This window comes from Streptomyces sp. NBC_01276, assembly GCF_041435355.1.
Lineage (GTDB): Bacteria > Actinomycetota > Actinomycetes > Streptomycetales > Streptomycetaceae > Streptomyces.
Map to the genome: position 1 here is coordinate 4906961 of NZ_CP108442.1, position 17398 is coordinate 4924358.

The following is a 17398-nucleotide window of genomic DNA, read 5'->3' on the forward strand; positions in this document are numbered from 1 at the left end:
CGATAGCCACCAAAAGGCCCTTCCGGAGCGCCTGTTGGGCAGATTGATGGCTCGATCGGGTCCCTCTGCCTGGCCCTACTCGTCCGGCATATGCCAGTGGCATGCCACTGGCCCACCGCGCCGGGAATGCCGGGGGAGCGCCGACGGTTCGAGTTCTTCGTACGGACGAATCGAACGGGACGGGAGCGACGATGAGCGACACCGGGGATGCGGACCGCGGGGCGGGCGGCGGGGCGGGCGGCGGGGACGCGGGCGGCATGGATCCGGTCCGCGGCACCGTACGGGGCGAGGCGCCGGTGCCGCTGTCGGTGCTCGACCTGGTCACCGTCGGCAGCGGCAGCACCGCCGCCGCGTCCCTGCGCACCAGCGTGGAGATCTCCCGGCTCGCGGAATCCCGCGGCTACCACCGCCACTGGGTCGCCGAGCACCACTCCATGCCCGGGGTGGCCAGTTCCTCCCCGGCCGTGATCCTGGCCCACCTCGCCGCCCACACCTCCCGGATCCGGCTCGGCTCCGGCGGGGTCATGCTGCCCAACCACGCCCCGCTCGCGGTGGCCGAACAGTTCGGCACCCTGGAGGCCTTCGCCCCGGGCCGGGTCGACCTCGGGCTCGGCCGGGCGCCCGGCACCGACCCCCGTACGGCGGCGGCGCTGCGCGGGCCCGGACGGCCGGACGAGGCCGCGGACGACTTCCCCCGCCGGCTCGCGGAGCTGACCCGCTTCCTCGACGACGACTTCCCCGACGGCCACCCGTACGCCCGGGTGCACGCCGTGCCCGGCCCGGTGCAGGGTCCGGCCGGCCGGCCGCCGATCTGGCTGCTCGGCTCCTCCGGCTTCAGCGCCCGCCTCGCGGGCGAGCTGGGCCTGCCCTTCGCGTACGCCCACCACTTCTCGGCCGCCGGGACGCTGCCCGCCCTCGACCTCTACCGCCAGAGCTTCCGGCCCTCCGAGGTGCTGGACGCCCCGTACGCCCTCATCGGGGTCTCGGCGCTCGCCGCCGACACCGAGGAGGAGGCCCGCGCCCAGGTGCTCACCGGCGCGCTGTCGATGCTGCGGCTGCGCAGCGGCCGCCCCGGGCTCGTGCCGACGCCGCGGGAGGCGGCCGCGTACCCCTTCACCCCGCTGGAGCGGGAGTTCGTGGACAGCTGGCTGTCCAACATCGTGCACGGCACCCCCGACGAGGTCCGCTCGGGGCTCGACGCCCTGGTGAAGCGGACGGGCGCGGACGAGCTGATGCTGACCGCCAACGCCCACGGCGGGGACGCCCGGCTGCGCTCGTACGGGCTCGTCGCAGATGCGTACGGGATGCCGACCCAGGGGTCGACTCCGGCTTGAGCGCGGGAGAACGGGGTTTGGCTGGTTTGTTGCCGAAACCCTGCCGGAGCATGACCTAAGGCAGCCTTAAACCGCTCGTCACCCGGGGTGGCGGGCGGTTTTTGATGTGCCCTCACCCCTCTGACGAGCGGATTTGTCCGCGCAGTGGTCAAGTCCTTCTTTGGTCCAAACCATTGACTGGGGCGCGGGGTGATCGCTATCACTTCTCTCACCTGAAGCTGATGCTCCCCCCTCCCACCCCCCGGAGGCAGTTCATGCACATCCGTAAACCCCTCATCGCGGCCGCCGCCACGGCCGCGCTGGCAGCCGGAGCGCTGGCCACCTTCGCGGGACTCGGCACCGCCCAGGCGGCCGACGCCTCCGCCACCGCGAGCAGCGGCGGCGTGAAGATCGCCTACTACGACCAGTGGAGCGTGTACGGCAACGCCTTCTACCCCAAGCACCTCGACACCCGGGGCATCGCGGGCAAGCTGGACGTGATCAACTACTCGTTCGGCAACATCCACCCCACCAACCTCACCTGTTTCGAGGCGAACAAGGCGGCGGGCGACGACAACAACCCCAACGCCGGTGACGGCGCGGGCGACTCGTACGCCGATTACCAGAAGTCCTTCAGCGCGGCCGACAGCGTCAGCGGCGTCGCCGACAAGTGGGACCAGCCGATCGTGGGCGTCTTCAACCAGTTCAAGCAGCTGAAGGCGAAGTACCCCCACCTGAAGATCAACATCTCGATCGGCGGCTGGACGTACTCCAAGTACTTCAGCGACGCGGCCAAGACCGACGCCTCCCGCAAGAAGCTGGTCTCCTCCTGCATCGACCAGTACATCAAGGGCAACCTGCCGGTCGACGGCGGCTTCGGCGGCGCCGGCGCGGCGGCCGGGATCTTCGACGGCATCGACATCGACTGGGAGTACCCCGGTTCCTCCGGCGGCCACCTCGGCAACCACTACGCCCCCGAGGACAAGCAGAACTTCACGCTGCTGCTCAAGGAGTTCCGCGACCAGCTCGACGCCTACGGGCAGGCCAACGGCGGCAAGAAGTACCTGCTGACGGCGGCGCTCCCGGCCGGCCAGGACAAGATCAAGTACATCGAGACGGACAAGATCGGCGCGTACCTCGACTACGCGAACATCATGACGTACGACATGCACGGCGCCTGGGACGGCGACGGCCCGACGTACCACCAGTCCCCGCTGTACTCCCCGGCGGGCGACCCGACCGACCCGATCGCGCCGGGCACCCAGAAGTACAGCATCGACAACGCCATCGACTCCTGGATCGACGGCAACCCGGCCTACGGCATCACCGGCGGCTTCCCCGCCAACAAGCTGACCCTGGGCTACGAGTTCTACTACCGCGGCTGGAAGGGCGTCCCCGCCGGGGCGGCCAACGGCCTCGCGCAGACCGCCACCGGCCCCTCCGGCGCCCGCCCCACCAGCCAGCAGGCCGGCATCGCCAACTACAAGGAGCTCGGCGGGATCGTCGACAACCCGGCGACCACCTTCTGGGACGACCAGGCCAAGGCCGCGTACTTCTACAAGGACGGCGAGTTCTTCACCGGCCTGAACCAGAAGGCCGTCCAGGCCCGGGTCGACTACGGCAAGCAGCGCGGCCTGGCCGGCGCGATGATGTACTCCCTGCTCGGCCTGGACGACAAGACCACCCTGCTCAACCAGATCTCGGACGCCCTCGGCGGCACCACGCAGCCGCCGACCACCCCGCCGACGACGCCTCCCACCACGCCTCCCACGACCCCGCCGACCACCCCGCCGACGACCCCGCCGGCCGGCTGCGGCTCCGTCCCGGCCTACGTCGCCGGCACCGTCTACACCGGCGGCAGCCAGGTCTCGTACGGCGGCCACAAGTGGCAGGCCCAGTGGTGGACGCAGAACGAGACGCCGGGCACCACGGGCCAGTGGGGCGTCTGGAAGGACCTCGGCGCCTGCTGATCTCCCCCCACCCCGCGCCGAGCGACCCGCCGCCCCCCTGCCCGACTCGGGCAGGGGGCGGCGGTGGTCCGGGCCCGGTCAGTGCGCGCCCAGGGGGCCGTGCGCGGGCCAACGGCGTCGGACGGCGGAAGGTCTGTCGAGCCAGAGGGCGGCCGCGGCCCAGAGCTGCACGGCGCAGCCCAGGGTGAGGAGGTACTGGCCGAAGCCAGCCTCACCCCCGAGCACCGTCCAGAAGTAGATCGTCGCCCCCAGGGTCAGCAGGGCCACGGCGCTGTAACTCCAGAGCACTCCGGGCATCCGGGCGACCGCGTGGCCGCTCCAGGCGTAGACGGCGACCGCCACACTGGCGACCGCGCTCACCAGGATGACGGCGCACGCCACCTGGCGGGCACCCCTCCATTCCAGCAGTATGGTGAGCTGCCAGGCCGGGCCGCCCGAGCCCAGGGGAATCGGCAGCACCAGGGTCATGATGACGGCCGCGAGCGTGCACGGCCGCAGCGAGCGGGCATCGGCGTGGTCCGTCCCGCCCGTGACGGCAGCGCGCCGGTCCGGCCCGAGCTGCGCGGCGCCCCACGCCTGGAGCAGGCTGCCCACGACGAAGGCCGGGAAGCCCAGGCCGGCGTCGAAGTCGGCCCGGACGACGGAGGCGGCGAACCACAGCGTCACCATCGCGCAGACGCACACCGCCGCCAGCGCCCGGCACCACCGGCTCAGTGCCGGCCGCCGCAGGGCGGGGGAGCGGCGCAGGACGAGGATGCCGGCCGTGGCGCAGGTGCCGGCGCTCAGGAGCGTCAGCACGAGCATGATCGGGCCCGCCCCTCCCAGCGGCCAGTACCAGTGCGCCGGCGACCCGAGCCACATGGGGAACTCGCGCTTGTCGATCTTCTCGTAGAAGGGCAGGGCCAGCGCCAGCACCATCGCGACGGCCGCGAGCGGGAAGGGCCACGGGTTGAGGGAGGAAGCCGCGGCCACTCGGGTCCCGGCCTTCTTCCGCGCCGCCGCGGCCGTACGCGTCTCCGCCGTCTCCGCCGTCTCCGCCGTCTCCGGCGGCGACGTCTCGTCCGGCCCCTGCTGCTTCTCCGGCTCCTCCGGCTCCTCCGGCTCCTCCGGCTTCCTCAGCGTCTCCGGCTCGGCGCTCCCGGCCTCCGCGGTGGTCCCCGTCCCGGCCTCGGGATCGGCCTCCGTCTCCGTTCCCGTCGCCACGGCGATCGCCAGTTCGCCCGTCACGGTCCGCAGCTGGACCGTCCCCTCGTGCCGCCCCCGCCCCTCCGGCTCCGGCACCAGCTCGATGCCGGTGTCGAGGTACCGGACCTTCAGCCACGGGTCCGTCCTGGCCTCCAGCGTGGCGAGGACGATCGGGGGGCCCGTCACCCGGACGACGGCCGTCTCGGCCGGCCCCACCTCCACCGCCGGGGTGTCGACCCCGGGGGAGGCCAGGGACAGGGCGCGGGAGGCACGCTCGGCCACCCGGCGGCTGTCATCGGCGGCGAGCTCGGACAGTGCCGCGTGGGCGGCGAGCGCCACGCCCACGTCCGGGCCGCACAACAGCGTGCCCAGGTCCTCGACCGACCACAGTTTCCGCTCCCGGCTGTCGGAGCGGACGGCGTCGGCGAGTGGGATCGGGAGGTCCGCGGCGACGGCCCGCCGCCGACCGGTGTGGGCGATGGGCAGGTCGCCCTGGCTGCCGAACAGCCACAGCTGCGGGGTCTGGTGCGGGGTCCGTTCCCGGATCCGCTCGTTGACGTAGTCCGCCAGCTCGGACATGCCGACCTCTCCGTCGTGGTCGAGGTCGGCCTCACCGGTGCGCAGGCCCTCCACCAGGGCACCCGTGAACAGTGACGGTCCGTCCCCGGCCCCCGGCTTGCCGCCGGACACCGGCTGGTCGCCCTCGAAGGCGTACTCCAGGGCGCTGGAAGCGGTGAAGACCGCGCGTCCGCGCTTGCCGCCGGTGCGTTCCAGGTCGTGGAAGCTCTCCTGGACCTGGACCTGGGAGCCCGCCCGGGTGAGCATCCCCCTCTCGAACGCTCCGGCGTAGCAGCAGTCCAGGAAGAGGACCGCACGCTGGGCGCGGCTCTCCAGCATCAGAGTGCTCACGTACTCGGCCGGTATCGCGGTCGCGGCCAGGCGGGCGCGGTAGGTGTCGGACGCGGCGAGGAAGAGTTTGCCCGCGGCGTTCTTCACCCCGTGGCACGAGAAGTGCAGCAGCAGGGTGTCCTTGGTGGACCTGTCCGCGAAGAAGTCCTCCACCGCGAGGCGCAGTCGCTGGACGGTGGGGTCGGTCAGCACCTCCACGTCGAAATCGCCCACGGAGGTGTCACCGAGCACCTCGGCGAGTCCGGCCGCGTCCTTCGCCGGTGCCCGCAGCGCACCCAGTCCCGCGTCCTCGTACCTGCTGGTCACCACGACCAGCGCATGTCTGCCCGGCCTGGTCATGAGTCCTGCTCCTGCTCCTGCCCCGGCTCGCCGGTGTCCGGCCGGGAGATGCGCGCGATCCACAGGTCGGTCAGGCGTCGCTGCTCCTCGCTGCGGACACCGGTCAGCTCCAGACGGTTTCCGTCGATCTCCAGGACGACGTGGCGTGAGGTGCCGGTGCGTCCGAGCCACTCCCTGACGACACCGACCAGGTTCGACAGCAGCGGCAGCGCGGGCGGCAGGCTCACCAGGAGGACGTTGACCAGATCCGTTGCCGCGCCGCGCGTACCGCCCGGAGCCGGACCGCCGTCCTGACGCGTCACCTGCTCCACGTCCAGCAGGAGCAGGTCCTCGCGCAGGACGTCCACCTCGCGTTGCAGCGACTCCGTCTCGTCGTCCGCGCGGCCGTCCGCATGCCCGACAGTGATCCGTACTCGTCTGGTCACGACTGATCGCCCCGGATGGCTCCCGTTTCGCCCGTCAGTGGCGCGGTACCCCGGTCTCCAGTCTGGCACCACCCGGTCCGGGGCGCACGGCTCAGCCGTCGGCCACGGGGCGGCCGCCGATCATCTCGGCGATGCGGTCGGGCGGGACCGCGCGGGAGTAGAGCCAGCCCTGGCCCGTGTCGCAGCCGACGCGGCGCAGCCGGGCGGCCTGGCCGGCGGTCTCCACGCACTCGGCGGTGACCGTCAGGCCCAGCCGGTGCGCGAGCTGGACCAGGGCCTCCACGATGGTCTCGTCGGCCGGGTTGGGATGGGAGCCCTCCTCGTAGCGGAAGCCCCGTACGAAGGAGCCGTCCAGCTTCAGCACCGACACCGGGAGCCGGCTCAGATAGGCCAGGTTCGAGTACCCGGTGCCGAAGTCGTCGATGGCGATCCGCACGCCCATGTCGCTCAGCGCCTGAAGGGCCTGGAGCGGCCGCCCGGCGGAGCCCATCACGGCCGACTCGGTCAGTTCCAGCTGGAGCAGCTGCGGGGCCAGTCCGGTCTCGGCGAGGATCTCCGCCACGTCGCCGACCAGGTCGGAGTCCCACACCTGGCGCACGGCCACGTTCACCGAGACGAACACCGGCGCGTCGCTGGGCTGTTCGATCTGCCAGCGCCGGGCCTGGCGGCAGGCCGTGCCCAGCACCCACCGGCCCAACTGGACGATGGAGCCGTCCTCTTCGGCGATCCCGATGAACCGATTCGGCGTGAGCGTGCCGAACTGCGGGTGGTTCCAGCGGACCAGGGCCTCCACCCCGCGCACGGCTCCGCTCTCCAGATCCACCAGGGGCTGGTACTCCAGCTCGAACTCGCCCCGCTCCACGGCCGGCCGCAGCGTCGAGGACAGCGCCTGCCGCGTCATGCGGTGCGCGTTGCGCTCCGGGTCGAAGAGGGTCCAGCGGGCCTTGCCGTCCGCCTTCGCCCAGTACAGGGTGGTGTCCGCCGCCTGCATCAGCCCCGTCGCCGAGGTGCCGGCCGCGTCCCGTTCCACCACGCCGATCGACGCGGACACCGACAACCGCTGCCCGGCCAGGTCGAAGGGCTCCTGTACGGCGGCCAGTACGCTCCCCGCCAGGTCCGCGAGCTGCTCGGTGCCGGTGGAGTCCTCGACCAGCAGCGCGAACTCGTCGCCGCCGAGCCGGGCCACGAGGTGCCCGCCCGTGCGCCCGTACCCGGACTGGTCGGCGCACTGCGTCAGCCGGGCCGCGACGGCGGTCAGCAGCCGGTCGCCGACCCGGTGGCCCAGGGTGTCGTTGACGGCCTTGAACCCGTCGAGGTCGAGGTAGCACAGTCCGATCCGGCCGGTGCCGCCCTGCTCGTACGGGGACTCCAGGGCGGCGGAGAGCCGTTCGAAGAACAGGGCCCGGTTGGGCAGCCGGGTCACCGGGTCGTGCATCTGGAGGTGGCGCAGGCGGGCCTGGAGGTCGCGCCGGTCGCTGATGTCGGCGACGGACAGCAGGACGTCCGGGGTGCCGGCCACGGGCCCCAGCGTGACCTCGGTCCACAGCGAGTGCCCGTCGGGGTGTTTGAGGCGGCGCGTGCAGCGCAGCCGGGCCTGGCGTCCGCGCAGCACCTCCTGGTAGGCCTGCCAGGTACGGGCCTCGGCCGCCAGGTCCACCAGGTCGGCGGCGCGCTGCCCGGCGAGCGCGTCCGGCTCGCCGCCCAGCAGCCCGGCGAGGGCGCGGTTGGCGGCGATGACCTCGCCGTCACGGCCGACGAGGGCCATGGCGAGGTGCGCCGCGTCGAAGGCGGCCCGGTAGTCGCGCGGCGAGGCAGGCACCGCGGGGTGACGCTCCGTAAGGGTCGATCGGATGCTGTCGGCCGCCGAACCGGTTCCTTCTGAGGTTGCGCTCACCCTTGGCTCCCGCAGTGTTCGTGAGTGTCCGTGCAGGAAAGTGTGCCGATCATAGAGGCTGCCGGGAGGCCCTATCCAGCGGCGTCGCCGTGCGGGGCGCGGCCCGTCGGCATGATGACGCCCTGCGGACGGTGTGCTGACGGAGCGTCGAGCATGATCCGGGTGATCGTTTCTGCGCGCCTGTGAGCGCGCGAGTGCCGTCATTGATCTCACGTGATCGGACGTGACGTTCCGTAGGCGGGCGCGTCAAGTCGGCGGGTCACCGACTTGCCGTACCGCTCACTCATGTGGGGCAGCGGAACAGGGCATTAGTAAGACAATCGCCTCAAGGTGGATGAGAGGGTACGAATCCACCACCGGAGGTCGATGTGCCGCCACAGCAGACACCCGGGGGAGTGGACCGCTCCCGCATGCGCAGCACGGCCGCCGCCCTCACCTCCCTGACGGCACTCGCCGCGATGTCGCTCGTGGCGGGTCCCGCGGTGGCCGATTCCCGGACCGGCGGACCCTGCGCGCTGACGCGCACGGCCGCGCACCACTCCCTCGGTCTGGACAGCTGGAACCGGGCCTACCCCAAGCCCGAGCGCGAGCTCAACGCGGTGCTGGTCTTCCTCTCCTTCCCCGACCACCGGCCGGCCGTCTCCCCGGCGGACCTGACCTCCGACTACTTCCCGGCGACGAGCGACTTCTTCCAGCGGGCCTCCTACGGCCGGTTCCGCCTGGTCCCGCACCCGCAGGAGCGGTGGGTCCAGATGCCCCGGCCGTCGGCCGCCTACGGGATACGGCGCGACTGGGCCCCCGAGGACCGGGCGGCCTACCTGCGGGACGCGGTCGCCGCCGCCGACCCGCAGGTCGACTTCTCCCGGTACGACGTCGTGTACTTCGTCGCCGACCCGAACGCCCCCGGCGTGGACTCCGACGCCACCAAGGTCGTGAACTTCGACCGCCCGATCACCGCTGACGGCGTGGAGCTGCGGCGGATCGTCACCGTCTTCGAGCACCACCCGCCCGACCGCAACGTGCTGGCCCACGAGACCGGGCACGTCTTCGACCTGCCCGACCTCTACCACCGGCCCACGGACGGCAAGGGCGACTGGGACACCTACGTCGGCGACTGGGACGTCATGGGCAGCCAGTTCGGCATGGCCCCGGACCTGTTCGGCTGGCACAAGTGGAAGCTGGGCTGGCTGGACCCCTCCCAGGTCGACTGCGTGCGCTCCGGTACCTCGCTGCACACCCTCCAGCCGCTCTCGGAGGCCCCGCCGCGCGGCGGCACGGGCGGGACCAGGCTCGCGGTGATCCGCACGGGTCCGGGCAGCGCGATCGCGGTCGAGGCCCGGGGCTCCTCCGGCAACGACGGGGACACCTGCACGGAGGGCGTCCTGGTCTACCGGGTCCGCAACGAGGCGGCCTCCGGCGGCGGCCCGATCGAGGTACTGGACGGGCATCCGCGCACGGAGGCCTGCTGGGACCGCTCGGTCTACCCGCCGCTGGCGGACGCGCCGCTGGAGGTCGGGGAGACGTTCACGGTGCCGGGCGAGCGGATCACGATCGAGGTGGCGGACCGCACGCAGTCCGGCGCGTACACGGTGAAGATCACGACCTGACGGCGGCGGACACGAAGAAGGCCCCCGCTCTGCTGAGCGGGGGCCTTCTTCCGTCTGTGCGCCGCCAGGGACTCGAACCCCGGACCCGCTGATTAAGAGTCAGCTGCTCTAACCAACTGAGCTAGCGGCGCTTGCTGACGAGGTAGACATTAGCATCAGGTCCGGCCGAAGGAAAAATCGATACCGGGCCGGGCGGCGTGCAGGAACGCCCAGAGCAGGGAGTCCGGCCCGGGGAGCCAGGGCCGCCGGGCGTCGGGTGCCACCAGCCAGCGCGACGGCCCGGAGGCGGAGCCGGGGCCGGTGGACAGCGGGGGCACGGTGACGGCGTCCCCGTGGCCGTGGCAGAGCGGGGCCGCCGCGGCCGGGCTCCACTCCTCCCAGGCGAGCAGGGCCGGCAGCCGCTGCGCGGTCCCGGGGGCGGCGAAGAGCAGCATCCGGCCGCGGTGCACGGCGGCGGGCCCGGAGCCGGGACCCCGCTCCCAGAGCAGGTCGAGCATCCGGCGGCCCACCACGAGCGGAACGTTGACGACGTCGAACGCGGTCCCGCAGGGCAGGACCGCCGGTGCGGCGGGCCGGGCCTGCCAGGCCGCGAGGGTGTTCTCCGGGTGGGCGGAGGCGGAGGCCAGCCAGGCGGCGCCCTGCGGGGTGACCTGGGTGGCGGGCGCGGTGCGCGCGTCGAGGCCTTCGAGTGCGGGGCAGCCTGCGGCCGTCGTCAGGGTCGTCATATGCCAAGGTCTACCGGGCGTAGCCTTCCCGTTCCCAGGAGTTACCGAAAACCGGGACAGGGCGGGCGGGGGTGGAGTATGTTGCGCCGCGCATATGCCAGGGGGCGCGCGGCGACGCCACCCGGAACGCCGCGCGCCCGGCGCCCGCCGGGAAGCGGGGCGCCGGGCACGGTGCGGGGTGCTGTACGGCGGTGCAGGGCGGGCTCAGGCGGTGTCGGGGCCGGCACCGCGCTGGAGGTCCTCGCCGAACTCGATCATCTTGCGCGCGTAGTCCTCGGTCCACTCCGCCGCCTCGGCGATGGCCTGCGGCGAGAGCCGGTCGAAGCGGCGCGGGTCCGCCAGCTGGGCCGCCGCCAGGGCCTGGAACTCCACCGCTCTGTCCTGCGCGGCCCGGAAGGCCAGGGTCAGCTCGGTGGCGCGGGCCAGCAGCTCACGCGGGTCCTCGATCGATTCCAGGTCGAAGAAGTGCTCCGGGTCCGTGGCGGCCTCCGAGGGCTCGAAGAGCAGCGGCGCCGGCCGCAGCCTCCGCTCGGTCCGCTCGGGCTCTGACATGCGTGTCCTCCTGCTGCGCGTACGAAATCCTCCGGGCCACCCTCCATTGTCCAGCGTCGCGCAAGGGTGCCGCCGGTTCAGGCGGCGGCGGGCTCCTTGGCCAGGGCCGCGACGTCCTCGAAGACGCCCGCCAGCTCGCCCGCCAGCCCCTCCGTGGGCTCGAACCCCTCGGCGCCGAGCAGCGCGTTGATGCCCGGAATCGCGACCGAGCGCTCGGCGGGCAGCATGCCGAGCCGGGTCAGGACCGGCAGCAGCATCTCGGCGGCCGGGGCGCCGCCCGTGGGGCCCGCGCTGTAGCTGACCAGGCCGACCGGCTTGCCCTGCCACTCGCGGTAGAGGAAGTCGATGGCGTTCTTGAAGGGGGCGGTGAAGGAGCCGTTGTACATCGGCAGTACGAACACGAACGCGTCCGCGGAGTCGACGAGCGCGCTCCACTCCTGGGTGTGCGCGTGGGCGTATATCCCGGTGGAGGCGTACTCCGGCTCGTCCAGGAAGGGCAGTGCGATCTCCGCCAGATCCACCGGGGTGACCTCGAAGCCACCGTGCGCGCGGGCCTCGTCGGCGATCCAGCGCGCGAGGGGGCGGCCGCTGGAGGTGGGACGGGTGGCGGCGGAGACGACGTGCAGGCGGGTCATGGTGTGAACTCCCGTTGGGTGGAGGTGTGCTGTGCGCACCGAAGTCTCGCCGCCGGAGCCCCGCCGGGAAAACCGGAACCCCGCGATATGTCACGACGGGCCCCGCCGCACCCGACGTCGCCGCCGCACCCGACGTGTCGCACACCCCTCAGGGCCGCCACCGCACCCGGTGTTCGGCGAGGTGGGCCAGGACCGAGTGGTTCGCCTCCCAGCCGTCCGGGAACTTCACCGTGACGCCCAGCTGGACCGGTTCCGTCGACGGGTGTTCGTCCAGGAGCTCCGCTATGCCCGCGCGGGCCACCACCACGCAGGCGTGCCGGTGGCGGGAGGCCAGGACGCACAGCCGGCCCGTCTCCAGGTGGAACGCCGTCGCGTCGGGGCGGCCCGACAGGGGGTGCAGGACCACCGTGAGGTCGTACTCGCGGCCCTGGAGCCGGTTCGCGGTGTCCACGGTGACCCCGGTGACGCCCAGCGAGGCCAGGGCCGTGCGGACCGCGGCGGCCTGGTCGCGGTGGGCGGTGCCCACGGCGATCCGGTCGGCCGTCAGCGGGGACGGCCGCGGGGACTGCTCGTCGGCGGTCACCGCACCCCGGTCCAGCGCCCGCCGGACCACCAGCGCCACCGCCCCCACCGCCTCCGGATCCGTGCGCGGGGTGTGCCGTGCGGGCAGTTCCAGCAGGCCCCAGCCCGACGCGGCGGCCTCGTCCAGCACCCGGTCGGGGCCCGAACCGTCGCCCGCGACCCCGTACGAGAGCCGTCGCTCGCCCGGACCCGTACCGCTGCGGAACTGGCTGTACGGGTAGAAGGCGCGCGAGACCAGCGGCGCGGCCGTCGCCGGCAGCCGCCACGACACCGGGAGCCGGTGCTGCGGCAGCTGCGGGTTGTGCGCCAGCAGGGTGGACACCGCCGACGCCGAGGGGTCGTAGGACAGGCCCGCCCACTGCTCGGCGCCCACCACGCTGAACGGGTCCAACTGCCCCGGGTCGCCGACGAACAGCGCCCGGTCGAACAGCCCGGCCACGGCCAGCAGCGCGTCGGAGCGCATCTGGTACGCCTCGTCGACGATCGCGTGCTCCCAGGGCTCCGCGTCCTTCACGTACGCCCACTTCGCGGCCGTGGAGATGGTCACCGGCAGCTCCGCCAGGTCCCCGGGCCTGGCGGAGAGGGTGACGGACGGCAGCTCCCGAAGGGCGGGGTCGTACGCGTCACCGTCGCTGCTGTGCAGCCGGCCGACCTTCAGCTCCGGGTCCTTGTCGGCGAGCCGCAGCACCAGGTCGTCGACCTGCGCGTTGGTCTGAGCGACCACCATCAGGCGGCGTCCGGCCGCGGCCAGTTCGCGGGCCGCGCGCACCACGAGCGTCGACTTGCCCGCGCCGGGCGGGGAGTCCACCACCACGCCCCGCTCGGTGCCGTGCAGGGTGTCGCGCAGGATGGCGGCGGTCGCCTCGGCGGCGGCCGCGCCCGGGTCGAAGCCGGTCACAGGAGGTCCTCGTCGGTCACGGAATCGGGCGGCGTCGGGGCGCTCAGGTGGGCCGGCGGTCCGCCGTGCGTCCACGGGGTGTGCTCGGGGTCGGGCAGTCTGGGCCCGCCCCGCGCGTCGTGCTCGAACAGCGTCCAGCACACCCGGTCGCCCTTCTCCGGCACCGAACCCGCCACCGGCTCCCGGCCCGTGCCCATCTTGTCGAGCACGCGCAGCACCAGCTGCCCGTCCTCCTCGTGGCGCACGAACGCGAAGGCCTGCTGGCGCCCGTCGAGCGAGCGGAACACCTTCCCGCCGCCCTCGTCGGCCAGTTGGGGCCGGTCCTCGGTGGCCACCGTCACCAGCGGACGCGGGCGGGGCCGCTTGCCCTCCGTCCACTCCATCACCACTTCGGTGACCTCACCGGCGAAGGCCTCGCCCGCGAGCCGCCGGCCCGCCATCACCAGCGGGTCGTCCAGCGCCTCCTGGGCGTCGAGCCGGACCTGCTCGGTCTCGCGCGTGGCCAGCTTCTGGGCCGCGGTCACCGCGTCGTCGCGGCGCGGCTGCGGGGGCTCGCCCGCCCGGACGCGGTCCCGGTGGCCGGTGAAGGACCACCGGTCGCGGGTCCAGCGTTCCGTGGTGCGCTCGCCCGGCGGCAGGGCGCGCAGCAGGTCGAGCGCCTCCCAGGTCTGCCGCCAGGTGTGCTCCATCTGCGAGGTGACCAGCTCCCGGACCGCCCGCTCGGCTTCCCGTACCCGCTCCCCGGCGCCGGGCCCGTCCGCGGCCGCCGCCGCCCGGGCCGCGTCGAACCGGGTGATCGCCGGGGCGAGCAGCCCGTTGTCGAAGGCCGGGTCGGTGGCCGGGCCGGCCGGCGGGAACAGCAGCCGGCCGTGTCCGTCGCGGCCGAGCTCCACGCGCAGGGCCCACTCGGCCCCCGACGTGCCCTCGGGCGGAGCTATCCAGCCCAGCAGCGATCCGAGGTGCTGGTCCTCCAGGTTGCTCTGGCCGGTGGCCCAGTGCCGTCCCAGCAGCTCGGTGGCGCTGAGCAGCATCGAGGAGCCGGGGACGCGGGAGCGCTCGGCGAGGTGCGTGAACCAGCGGCCCAGCAGCGGCACCCGGGCGGGCGCCGGGTACGGGTTCTCCGGGTCCTCCTCGGCGGTGCGCCGGAACCGCATCGAGCGGCCCAGCAGCCGGACGTACTCCACGCCGGCCCGGCTGGGCACGATGATCTGCGGGGCGTCCACGCACAGTTCGGCCTCGACCTTGGACTTCCGGCCGGTCTCCGGGTCGGTTTCGGTGCGCTCGGCCGGCTCCACGACGTCCGCGTACCCGTCGACGTACGGCATCAGGCGCTCCGCCAGGCCCGCCAGGAACGTCCAGCGCAGGTTGCGGTCGCGCGGCTGCGGGACCACCAGGACCAGCGGGTCGTCCGGGTCGGTGCCCAGCATCGCGCCGAGCGGCGCCCCCGCCTCGCCGGCGGTGGTCAGCGGTACGAGGACCATCGGCCGCTCGCTCAGGTGGCGGTGCCGTACGGTCGCCAGCGGCCGGGCGCGGCCCTCGCGGACGGCCTCCAGCCGGGCCAGGGTGTTCAGCAGGGGCATGCGGGGCCCTCCGGGGCGGGGTGCCGGGACCGGGCGGCGGCGAGTTCCAGCGCCTCCGCGCGCAGCCGGGCCGCCCGGCGCAGCGCGGCGGCGGTGGGGTCGTCCTCGGCTTCGGCGGCTGCGTCGGCGGGGGCCGGGGAGGCGGCCGCGGCGAGGGCGGCCCCGACGGTGGCGAGCCCGCCCAGCTCCCCCCGTACGGAGCGGCCCAGGGCGGCGGGGTCCCCGGCGGCGCGGGACCGCTCGCGGCAGTGGAAGGCCAGCTCGCAGGCGGCCAGGCACTCGGGGGCGTAGGCCGCGCCGACGGCGGAGACGGCCTCGGAGAGTTCCCCGGCGGGCCGGGCCGGGTCGAAGCTGAGGCCCGCCGGCAGGCCGGCGGCCAGTTCCTCGACCCGGGTCAGCCGCTCCATCTGGCGCAGGGTCACCGCCCGTTCGCGGCGCACGTCGACGGGCGCGGCGGTGGGCAGGTTGGAGAAGTCCTTGGGGCAGACGAGCAGCACCCGGTGGCCGACCTCGGCGCCGGGCACCTTCCCGGCGGTCCGCTCCAGGGCGAGCACGTAGACGGCGGCCTGGCGCGCGGCGGCGCCCACCTTCGCGGAGTCGGCGGCCCCGTCGATCATCGGGAACGACTTGATCTCCACCACGCTCCACCGGCCGCCGGGGTCCACCACGACCGCGTCGGGCTCCAGGTAGGCGGGGGTGCCGGCCACCTCCAGCGCCAGCATCGGATGGTCCAGCAGCGTCCACGCCCCCGCGGCGGTGGCCTCGCGCAGGGCCAGCGCCGTCCGGGCGGCGCGCCCCTCCGGTCCGGCGGCGGTCAGGTCGGGCACCCGGGCGTCCGGCCCGGGGGGCTCGGCGGCCCCGCCCAGGAGGGTGTGCGCGAGCCGCAGCAGTTCGGCCCCGCCGTCGGCCTTGACCTTGGCCTCGAAGGAGTTGCCGCGGACGATGGCGAACTGCGACCGGCCGAACGCGGCGGGCGTGCCCAGGGCCGCCGCGAGCGCGCCCTTGTCCACCCCTGCGCCGTCGAGCAGGGCGCGTCTGCCGCATCCGGGGTTGGCCGCGAGCGCGGCCAGGGAGCGGGCGTCGAGCGGCCGGGGCGGCACGGCGGGGCCGCGCAGGTCAGCGAGACGCTGCCGCAGTGTCGTCGTCTGCGCAGGAGCGGCGGGCGGGTAGGAGCTCACGGGCGGAAGTGTCCCATCCGCCACTGACAAGCGTGGACGTACCGTGAAAACCGGCCGGTTGTGCCTCCGGTGGAGGGACCGCGGCGGGGCCGGGTGCGGTGTCCTTCGCCCGGTCAGGTGCGGCGAAAGGTTCCTGCGTCCGGCGGGCGGCGAGGCCGCGTGCGATCGCCAGGCCGGCGCCCATCACGGCGGCCCCGGCGACGGCGTCGAGGAAGTAGTGGTTCGCCGTCCCCATCACCACGACCGCGGTGAGCGCGGGATAGGCCAGGCCCAGCGCCCGTACCAGCGGCCGCCGCGCGTACCGCCACACCACGAGCCCGCACCACAGGGCCCATCCGACGTGCAGGCTCGGCATGGCCGCGTACTGGTTGGTCAGGGAACCGAGTCCGCGCGGGGCGCTCGCCTCGCCGCCCCACCAGCCGTAGGCGCTGTACCGGGCCATGGTGTCCGTGAACCCGTACGGGGCGTCGAGCAGCCGGGGCGGGCAGGTGGGCAGCAGGGTGAAGCCGATCAGACCGAGCAGGGTGGAGGCCACCAGCCAGGTGCGGGCGGTGCGGTAGTGCGCGGGCCGCCGGTGGTAGAGCCAGAGCAGCACGGCGGGGGTGACCAGGTAGTGCAGGGAGGCGTAGACGAAGTCGGCGGGTATGCCGAGCGCGCCGCTGTGCGAGAACAGCCGGTTGAGGGGTCTTTCGAAGTCGACGTGCAGGAATTCCTCGGCGCGCAGGATCGCGAGCCCGTGGCCGACGGCTAGGTCCACGTCGCCCCGGGCGAGGAGACGGCCGCCCGAGTAGGCGCCGTAGACGAGACCCAGGAGCAACAGTTCCGCCCACCAGCGCGTGGGCCAAGGCCGTTTGGTCATGAGGTGTATGACGCTCGTGGGGCGGGCGGAGTTGCCCCGTGTTCACGTCGTGGATGATGGACGGACGACGGAACCGCTGCATCCGGGGCGAACGCCCACGAACCGGGAGAAGAAGATATGGCCCCCCGCATCCTGCTGGCCCGCCACGGCCAGACGGCATGGTCCCGGCTCGGCAAGCACACCGGGCGCACGGACGTGCCCCTGCTGGACGAGGGCAGGCAGGGCGCGAAGCTGCTGGGCGAGCGGCTCGCCGGCGAACCGTGGGCCTCGCTGCGCGGCCTGGAGGTGCGCACCAGCCCGCTCGTCCGCGCGAGCGAGAGCTGTGACCTGGCGGGCTTCGGGCTCCAGGCGGAGCCCTGGGACACGCTCATGGAGTGGGACTACGGGGACTACGAGGGCATGACCCCGGCCGAGATCCAGGCGGTCCGGCCGGGCTGGCTGATCTGGCGCGACGGGGTCCCCGGTGGCGAGTCCGTCGCCGACATCGCGGCGCGGGCGGACGAGGTCGTCGAGTGGGCCCGCTCGGCCGCGCGGGACGTCCTGGTCTTCGCCCACGGCCACGTCCTGCGCACCCTCGCCGCCCGCTGGCTCGGCTTCGAGGCCTCCTTCGGCGCCCGCATCCGCCTGGACCCCACCTCCCTCTCGGTCCTGGGCTGGGCCTACGGGGCCCCCGCGCTGGAGCGCTGGAACGACACGGGCCACCTCGACGGCTGACCGCGCCCCGTCCCCGCGCCCCGGCCCTCACTC

Annotated in this window: 13 protein-coding genes, 1 tRNA gene and 1 pseudogene; 4 read left to right on the forward strand and 11 right to left on the reverse strand. The window is 73.7% G+C overall.

From position 1 onward, the window contains the following. Window positions 1-191 precede the first annotated feature (191 nt). Window positions 192-1334, forward strand: a complete 1143-nt coding sequence (locus OG295_RS21990; RefSeq protein WP_371678416.1) for an LLM class flavin-dependent oxidoreductase — start codon at window positions 192-194, stop codon at window positions 1332-1334. 254 nt (window positions 1335-1588) lie between these two features. Next, window positions 1589-3283, forward strand: coding sequence for a glycosyl hydrolase family 18 protein (locus tag OG295_RS21995; RefSeq protein ID WP_371678417.1), 1695 nt, complete (start codon window positions 1589-1591; stop codon window positions 3281-3283). A 78-nt stretch (window positions 3284-3361) separates the two neighbouring features. Here the strand turns inward: OG295_RS21995 and OG295_RS22000 are convergent, their stop codons facing one another. From OG295_RS22000 to OG295_RS22010, 3 genes are all read right to left on the reverse strand, one after another. Beyond that, on the reverse strand, window positions 3362-5716 hold the full coding sequence (locus OG295_RS22000; RefSeq protein WP_371678418.1) for a caspase domain-containing protein: 2355 nt from the start codon (window positions 5714-5716) through the stop codon (window positions 3362-3364). Then, window positions 5713-6141, reverse strand: coding sequence for a hypothetical protein (locus OG295_RS22005; protein WP_371678419.1), 429 nt, complete (start codon window positions 6139-6141; stop codon window positions 5713-5715). The genes OG295_RS22000 and OG295_RS22005 overlap by 4 nt, the downstream gene beginning before the upstream one ends. A 91-nt stretch (window positions 6142-6232) precedes the next feature. Next, entirely contained in the window at window positions 6233-8035 is a 1803-nt protein-coding gene (locus tag OG295_RS22010; protein WP_371678420.1) for a putative bifunctional diguanylate cyclase/phosphodiesterase, read from the reverse strand. A 368-nt stretch (window positions 8036-8403) separates the two neighbouring features. Here OG295_RS22010 and OG295_RS22015 point away from each other — a divergent pair, with 368 nt between their 5' ends. Beyond that, the gene (locus tag OG295_RS22015; RefSeq protein ID WP_371678421.1) at window positions 8404-9642 is read left to right on the forward strand and encodes a M6 family metalloprotease domain-containing protein; all 1239 of its coding nucleotides are present in this window, start codon (window positions 8404-8406) and stop codon (window positions 9640-9642) included. A gap of 57 nt (window positions 9643-9699) precedes the next feature. Here OG295_RS22015 and OG295_RS22020 read toward each other — a convergent pair. The 8 genes and pseudogenes from OG295_RS22020 to OG295_RS22055 all read right to left on the reverse strand — a co-directional run bounded on the left by OG295_RS22020 (window position 9700) and on the right by OG295_RS22055 (window position 16651). Continuing rightward, window positions 9700-9773: transfer RNA gene (locus OG295_RS22020), tRNA-Lys, on the reverse strand. Beyond that, window positions 9764-10367, reverse strand: a pseudogene (locus OG295_RS22025) (bifunctional DNA primase/polymerase). The gene OG295_RS22020 and the pseudogene OG295_RS22025 overlap by 10 nt, the downstream one beginning before the upstream one ends. 204 nt (window positions 10368-10571) lie before the next feature. Further along, window positions 10572-10919 (reverse strand): hypothetical protein, encoded by a 348-nt coding sequence (locus OG295_RS22030; protein ID WP_266839198.1) that lies wholly within the window; start codon window positions 10917-10919, stop codon window positions 10572-10574. Window positions 10920-10996: 77 nt separating this feature from the next. Beyond that, on the reverse strand, window positions 10997-11554 hold the full coding sequence (locus OG295_RS22035; RefSeq protein WP_371678422.1) for an NADPH-dependent FMN reductase: 558 nt from the start codon (window positions 11552-11554) through the stop codon (window positions 10997-10999). Between the two features lie 148 nt (window positions 11555-11702). Next, window positions 11703-13034, reverse strand: a complete 1332-nt coding sequence (locus OG295_RS22040) for an AAA domain-containing protein (RefSeq protein WP_371678423.1) — start codon at window positions 13032-13034, stop codon at window positions 11703-11705. After that, complete coding sequence (locus OG295_RS22045; RefSeq protein WP_371678424.1) at window positions 13031-14614, reverse strand: hypothetical protein; 1584 nt, start codon at window positions 14612-14614, stop codon at window positions 13031-13033. The genes OG295_RS22040 and OG295_RS22045 overlap by 4 nt, the downstream gene beginning before the upstream one ends. Further along, complete coding sequence (locus OG295_RS22050) at window positions 14602-15792, reverse strand: hypothetical protein (protein WP_371678425.1); 1191 nt, start codon at window positions 15790-15792, stop codon at window positions 14602-14604. The genes OG295_RS22045 and OG295_RS22050 overlap by 13 nt, the downstream gene beginning before the upstream one ends. Further along, window positions 15731-16651, reverse strand: a complete 921-nt coding sequence (locus tag OG295_RS22055; RefSeq protein WP_371678426.1) for a phosphatase PAP2 family protein — start codon at window positions 16649-16651, stop codon at window positions 15731-15733. Before OG295_RS22055 ends, OG295_RS22050 begins: the two co-directional genes overlap by 62 nt. A gap of 117 nt (window positions 16652-16768) precedes the next feature. Between OG295_RS22055 and OG295_RS22060 the strand changes: the two genes are divergently transcribed. Beyond that, complete coding sequence (locus tag OG295_RS22060; protein WP_371678427.1) at window positions 16769-17365, forward strand: histidine phosphatase family protein; 597 nt, start codon at window positions 16769-16771, stop codon at window positions 17363-17365. Window positions 17366-17398 lie beyond the last annotated feature (33 nt).